6 protein-coding genes and 1 pseudogene are annotated in these 6278 nt (G+C 58.1%); all 7 read right to left on the bottom strand.

The window, feature by feature from the left end:
- A partial coding sequence (locus tag KF708C_RS35345) for a DUF2514 family protein (protein WP_082080252.1) occupies positions 1-482 on the bottom strand: 482 nt, incomplete at its 3' end.
- Positions 479-739 carry a hypothetical protein gene (locus KF708C_RS33920; RefSeq protein WP_059416251.1) on the bottom strand — a complete coding sequence of 87 codons (261 nt, stop codon included), beginning with the start codon at positions 737-739 and terminating at the stop codon, positions 479-481. The genes KF708C_RS35345 and KF708C_RS33920, both read right to left, overlap by 4 nt.
- A 1-nt stretch (position 740) precedes the next feature.
- The gene (locus KF708C_RS33915) at positions 741-1043 is read right to left on the bottom strand and encodes a hypothetical protein (protein WP_059413454.1); all 303 of its coding nucleotides are present in this window, start codon (positions 1041-1043) and stop codon (positions 741-743) included.
- Complete coding sequence (locus KF708C_RS33910; RefSeq protein WP_059416249.1) at positions 1040-1522, bottom strand: lysozyme; 483 nt, start codon at positions 1520-1522, stop codon at positions 1040-1042. Before KF708C_RS33910 ends, KF708C_RS33915 begins: the two co-directional genes overlap by 4 nt.
- Before the next feature lie 3 nt (positions 1523-1525).
- The gene (locus KF708C_RS35340; RefSeq protein ID WP_059416245.1) at positions 1526-1960 is read right to left on the bottom strand and encodes a hypothetical protein; all 435 of its coding nucleotides are present in this window, start codon (positions 1958-1960) and stop codon (positions 1526-1528) included.
- Positions 1961-2209: 249 nt separating this feature from the next.
- Positions 2210-4354, bottom strand: a complete 2145-nt coding sequence (locus tag KF708C_RS35335; protein WP_082080248.1) for a glycosyl hydrolase family 28-related protein — start codon at positions 4352-4354, stop codon at positions 2210-2212.
- A 238-nt stretch (positions 4355-4592) separates the two neighbouring features.
- Positions 4593-6278 (bottom strand): annotated as a pseudogene (locus KF708C_RS36585) (hypothetical protein); the annotation flags it as partial.

Raw genomic sequence — 6278 nt, 5'->3', positions numbered from 1 at the left:
TAGGCCGCCTCACAAGCGGCCCCAGCTATTCGGCTGGCGTCAGCCGTTTCTGCCAACCTTCGATTGCGCTCGACAGATTCGAGGAACAGGTCGGAGAGCAGATTTGCGGCGTCGCCGGCTGCCGGGCCTGCGCTGGCAGCGGCGGGATTGCCGGCGACGCGACCGGTGGCGAATAGCTCGGCAACTCGCTGGCGCAGGCGCCCAGCAGCATCATTGGCAGCAGCAGCATCAGCGCGCGCGCCGGCCATTTCTTTCGTTGCAGCATTGGCGATCTCCGTTTGCGCAGCTGTGCGGCGCTGTTCCTCGAGGCGGGCATCATCTACCGCCTTGACCTGAACGCGGGCAGCATCCAGTGCCGCGGCAGTCGTCTTGGCCTGGTAGGTGGCCGCGTCTGCTCGAGACTGCTGCCACCGGCCACCGCCATAGGCCACCAACACCGCCAGCGCGCAAGCGATCCACACGCGCGGGTCGAGAATGCTCATGCATGCCCCCGCTTCATCAGGTGGCGCAGCTCCAGCCGCCAGAAGGCCCAGAGCACCCCCATCGCGACGGCGACATTGAGCCCGATCTCCGGACCGCTGTGGCAAGCCTGGGGCGCGCTCATGTTGCCCAGCGCACCAAGGGACAGCAGCGCGAGTACCACGGCGCCGCCGGTACGGGTCGGCACCTTCTGGGTGTAGAGCGCCCAGAACGAGCCAAGGAAGATGATGGCGTTGGCCACCAGGTTGATAGTTTGCATATCAGCTCCCGAGGAAGCGCCGCATCAGTGCCTTCAACGCTTCGGGGATCTGCTGCATGGCGTTGATTGCCACAGCAAAACCGAAGGCGGTAGAAGTCGCCACAGCGAGCACCGCGGTCCAGCTGCGCATGTCGAGATGGAAATACTCGATAGCGGCCAGCCCGATGATTGTGCCGAGGGCAATGCTCAGGATGAACGACCCCGCGCGCTGCCACCTGTTCCCCGGAAGATTGCGAAGCGAAAGCAGCCCGCCAACAAGGACGCCTGCCCCCAGCTTGAGCCAGGTGGTCTGATCGTCTGTCATGGTTTCCCCGTCAAGAATTGAGATTGCTCGCTGGCGCGCCGGGCGACCAACCCGGGGAGCACACGCCCTGCGGCGCGATTCCACTTCGGAAACTCGGCCGCCGCGCCGATGATGTCGTTCGCGTTGATCTTGCGCAGCATGGTGGATGGCTGGCCACTCTTGAGCGTCACGAACCCATCCTTGACGCCCCTGGCGCCAGCCCCCACGTTCAGCACGAACGACACCAGCGCGTCGAACTGGGCCTGCGTGAGCTCGACGTCGACCGCACGGACCACCACCAGCTCTGCGGCTGCCACATCCGCAGCGAGGTAGGCGTTGGCCTGCGCCTCGTTGATCCGCAGCCCCTTGTACACGTCACGGCCGGTATGGCCGTATCCGATGGTCCAAGGCGCGCTATGCGTTCCTGGATCGGGGTACGCCTCAAGCACCAAGCCTTCCCGTACCTTGATCGCCTGGACGCCCGCGGTCGACGTTTTCATGGCCTATCGCACTCGCCGCGCGCGGATGATGCCGTCGACGGTCACGGTGCCGCCTGCATAGTTGGCGAAGCCGATCAGATACACGGTCGTCGTCGAGGCGATGGAAATGCGCTGCGTCGGCGCGATCGCGCTCTGTGACACTGCCGCGGCGCCGCTGTAGGAATAGAGCGTGCGCAGCCGGTTGGCGGGTAACGTCACGCTGGCGGTGCTGACCGCGCAGGCCTGCGCGGAAACCGATGCGCCAGCACCTGCGTTGTAGTAGCAGTTCCCGTCGAGATCCCAGTCGCCAGCCGTCAACGAGATCGTGGTGACGTTTGTCGTCGCCCCGCTCGTGATCGCAACCGTCGATACCTGTGATTCGACGTACTCGCCAACGCTGCCCGCAGCCGCGTTGTTGTTTGTGGCGGTACCGACGATACCGACAGTCGAAGAAGGCATGATCGCGCCTGTGGCAGATAACGTGGTAAAAGCTCCTGTGCTCGGCGTGGTATTGCCTATAGGTCCAGGCGCAGCCAGAGACGGCGTACTCCATGCGGGTGCAGTGCTTGGACCAGTCGAAATGATCGCTTGACCGGCTGTCGATCCCGCTGGGTTCAGAAGCTGAATTGGAGTAAGCGTAGCGGCGGAAAGAACGGTCATCCATAGCGAAAGACCGATGAATGCGAAGAAATGTTTCATGTTCATCTCTCAGGAAATAGTTGCGAAGACCTGCGACCAATCATTGTTGAGCACATTGTTGCTGCCGGTATTAAGACGAGACCAGCCGATCATGATTTTCCCTGATGCTTGGGCAGGAACATCGTTCTTAACAAACGTGCCGAAAAACCAAGTTCCGGAAGTCGGCATAGCCGTGGCATTTGTCCATCCAAGGATATTTTCAGTCCGGATTGCAGCATCATTCGTGGCGCCTTGATTCGGGTAGCCGGTCCAGTCGCAGTTTCGTACGATGCATCCTTTGCCAAAAGAAACAAGATTTCCTGGCTCATTTCGGAAAGCACGTAGTGTAGTTCCGTCATATGGAGTATCGACTTCGTATGCGACATCTTCCTGTGTCAAGCCAGCACGGCCACTGTCATGGCATTGTATCGAAAAGGCCGTTCCACCTACTGCCCCATAAATCCATCCGGTAAATCTTCCGCGGGAGCATCCCGATACGCGAATACCGGCCAATGTGTAATTGGAAACCTCCGCACGGATAGAGAAATCGATAACCGTATTGGAGGGTCCGACAACAACGCCATTAGTTACGTTCGTAACGGTCCAATCTGCGTCGATGCGCTGAGAATAATCATGATCTGGGCCTGCCCCGCGCGTGCTGTTATACGACAGCACGCCTTTGACCTTAAGATCCGCCACGCGCGTGAAAGGAGTGGAAGATAGCGATGCCCCCGAAGTACCTGTCTTCAGGATGTTGCAGTCCTCAATTAGAATATTGAAACAGTTCCAGTCGCGAGCCGAATCATCACCAGAGATAGATTTACCGAAGACGCCAAGGCCCGAAGTTCCAGCTGTAATAATATCTGCGTAACCAATACGTATGTTGGCGCATGTCTGATAGCCGTGGTCTGGCTCGATATCAACACCCCCGGGCATTGTGAATCCACCGACAATGCCGCCTACATTAATAGACCGGACCGTATCAATGTCGATGATCGTTCCTGAAATGATGGAGATAGCATTGCGGCCATCATCCGCAGAATTGAATGCGTTGAATGCGCCAATCTTAATCTGCGTAGAATTATCGCTATTAGACAGCCAATCTTTTTGGCCGATGTAGAGCCCGTCTGCGCGGATTTCCTTGACCATCATGTCGGGGATGTACACATTCCTTGCGCCAGCAAAACCAACGCAATGAATGTGTTCATTATCGGACATGGCGGAGCGATTTCCATCCCATTTGGGATTCATTATCACGCCATCACAGTCTTTAATGATAAGGCCAACCCACGAGCCACCGAAATTTATGTTTCCGCCGTCCGGTTTTAGCTTGCACCAGCCATCGAAAATCAGAATGGTGTTGTTATACGTCGAATCATTGAGCATGATCCCTGCCGACAGGAAGATTTTCCCGGCCGGGAAAATAATAGCGCCGCCTTTGTTGGCATCGATAGCTGCCTGAATTTTTGCAGTGTCATCAGTAATGCCGTCTCCCACTGCTCCATAGTCGGTCACGCTGACGAACTCACGCAACTTGGATTGGACTGTTCGACTGACTGCGCCCGTACCGGCCTGAAGGAATGAGAGTTTTGAACTTTTGATCGCAGCATTGAGCGCGACAGAGGCATCCGTCACAGTGCCGGCGCCCGGTATTCCGATTGCAATCGTATTGCCGATCTTGACCGTGACCAGGGAAACTCCAATAGGGATCGGATCATTGAACTCGAGCGCAGTGCCATCAAGGGAATTGATTTGATCATCAGCCTGAAACACGCCATCGAAGAATATCCACACATTCCCAAGGGATCCAGCTCCGATGCTCAATGTCAGAGTCGTCGTTACGCCGGGCGTAAAATCCACCCCTGCGGTGAACATGTCATCAGTCATGTTCCCGGTCAGGCCGGCGTTGGGATCTTCCGTGATACGATCCCAGATCAGATTGCCGTCCGAATCCTTGACAACCTGACGATAAGTGCCACTGCCCCAGATGATGGCCTCCCCTCGAGAGTCGAGGATCACAGGATTGGTGTTGAGGATGGTTTGCTCAGGATCCTGCCACGTATTTTTGAGTGTGGAAGTATTCGGGATGTAGAAAAAAACTTGCCCCCCGGCAAGCGGATTGCCGTTGTTATCATCGAAATGCGTTACAGCATTGGGGAGAATCGAAGCAGTCATGGAAATAGCCAAAGGCAGCAAAAGGCGCACACGCACCGATTTCTGTCTCTGCCCTAGGAGACTGCTTCACGGGCTATCCGACGATTTAAGGCTCGACTAGACCTTTCCTGCCATGCTCAATACTACTATTGCCTTCATCTCTGAGCACCATTACCAGTTTGCAATTCCGGTAGTGACCTGCCTTTATGTGGCACTTAGAGAGTTCATTCGACCGATTGCTGAACTTTTCATCAAGCCTTCACTGCCTATTGTTTGCCCCCAGGCCAGCCCCGATGACGCTTGGATACGCGAGCCGCTCCAGAGCGCTGTAGGGCAAGAGTGGGAGCGTACGACCGGATGCACCTTGGAGAGCCGCAAGGCCGCGCGGTGAATTCAGCAGCATATTTGTCAGCGCACCCTGAATCGCGTCATTCTGCGTGTTCATCAGGGCATTGAGGCCACGCCCAGCACGTCCGCCCAGCATGGCCCCCAATGCAGCGCCGCCCGGGCCGCCGGCGGTCCAACCAAGTGCCCCACCGACCGCACCCCCGACCGCGCCACTAGGAAGCTGACTGGCTAGTGCGCCGAGCCTGCCAGGAACCGCCGCCCGGACCATCTGTTGCGTTGCAAGATTCTGAGCGGTGCTCGATCCGGCCGAGCGACCCAATCCGGTATTACCAGCAAGCCGGAGGTCATTGCGCAAGTCGATGAGCCCTTGCAGTTGCTCCTCGCTGACGGATTTAGCCGCACGAATTCCGGGTCGCGCTTGTTCCTTGGCGATACCCTTGATGGCCTGGTCGACTTTCGCAGCCGTCACATTGCCATTGGCATCGGTGAAGTTCTTCGACTGCAGATACTGCATGGCATCGATGGGCCGCGATGCTTCCGCAAACTGTGAGCGCGCCGCGGCATAGCCGTCGATGTTGTTGTCCATCAGCGACAAAAGCCGATTCTTCACGTTCAGGACATTGCTGGCTTTCCCCTTCTCTCCGGCCTGAGCGAAGGCATTGATCTGATCATCGAGTGCCTGCTTGATGTAATGCAGCCCCTGCCCAGAAACATAGATCTGAGGCTGCCCAACCGATCCGCCTCGATTCGCTAGGGCGCGGTTCTGCACTTGCGTCTCGATGCTGGCGCCAGCATTACGAGCCATGTTCTGCGCTTCCGTGAATGCTTTCTGGAATGCCGGAGTTTTCTTTAGGGCGGCATAATCGGTGTTGCTCGCTGGAATCCCGACGTGCGTCGAGAGGTATGCGTCCGCCGCATCCGCTGAGCGCGAGGCCTGCGCCACCGCCAGATCATCAGTTGTACCGGTGATGCGCTCCAGCGCGGACTGCCGCAGCGCAGCGCCGCCCTGCTCCTGCGCGACAAAAGAATTGGGGTTGAGGTCGCGTATCGTGCGTTGCAGCGTGGCAATCCCCGGATTCCCCGTAGCCTCTGCTAGCGTCAAATCACGACCAATCGGGGACGTTGCGGCAGCGTTCGTACCGCCCTCTGCATACTGGCGGATGATGTCCCGCGCAATATTCTGACGCCCGCTCTCTGTGAAAGGACGAAACGGCGCTGCAACTACATTGCCTGCATAGTTGGCGAGCTTTCCGACGCCAGCCGCAGCAATCGGCGTTGCGGCCCCCAAAGCAGCCCCCAAACCTGCTTGCTTTGCCTTTTCGGACCAATAATCGCTGGCATTCGGCGAAACGGGAGAAGGCAGTCCCATGGCGGCGCCAAGCACGCCACTGCCGACCGATGCGCCGCCCAACTGCGCCGCTCGCGTTCCGAGCGAGCCAAGGCCAAGCGCCGATGCGCCTTTAGCGCCAACTTGCGCGCCTTTGGTAATGAGACCAGCGCCGCCCGCCATCAGCGACGGCACTACAGAGCCGCCGATATCGCCCACGGCTGCGGTGATGGGGTTGGCTTGCTCATAAGGCTTGAACTCGCCGCCAAT

Origin of the sequence: Cupriavidus basilensis, from assembly GCF_000876015.1 — a bacterium.
GTDB classification, from domain to species: Bacteria; Pseudomonadota; Gammaproteobacteria; order Burkholderiales; family Burkholderiaceae; genus Cupriavidus; species Cupriavidus basilensis_B.
Note: the sequence above shows the minus strand (reverse complement) of the source record. Positions and strands in the feature narration are given on the sequence as shown.

Coding starts and splice junctions, on each gene's coding strand:
- KF708C_RS33915 (WP_059413454.1), bottom strand. CDS start 1,043: ATGACAGACGATCAGACCACCTGGCTCAAGCTGGGGGCAGGCGTCCTT.
- KF708C_RS35335 (WP_082080248.1), bottom strand. CDS start 4,354: ATGACTGCTTCGATTCTCCCCAATGCTGTAACGCATTTCGATGATAAC.
- KF708C_RS33910 (WP_059416249.1), bottom strand. CDS start 1,522: ATGAAAACGTCGACCGCGGGCGTCCAGGCGATCAAGGTACGGGAAGGC.
- KF708C_RS35340 (WP_059416245.1), bottom strand. CDS start 1,960: ATGCCTTCTTCGACTGTCGGTATCGTCGGTACCGCCACAAACAACAAC.
- KF708C_RS33920 (WP_059416251.1), bottom strand. CDS start 739: ATGCAAACTATCAACCTGGTGGCCAACGCCATCATCTTCCTTGGCTCG.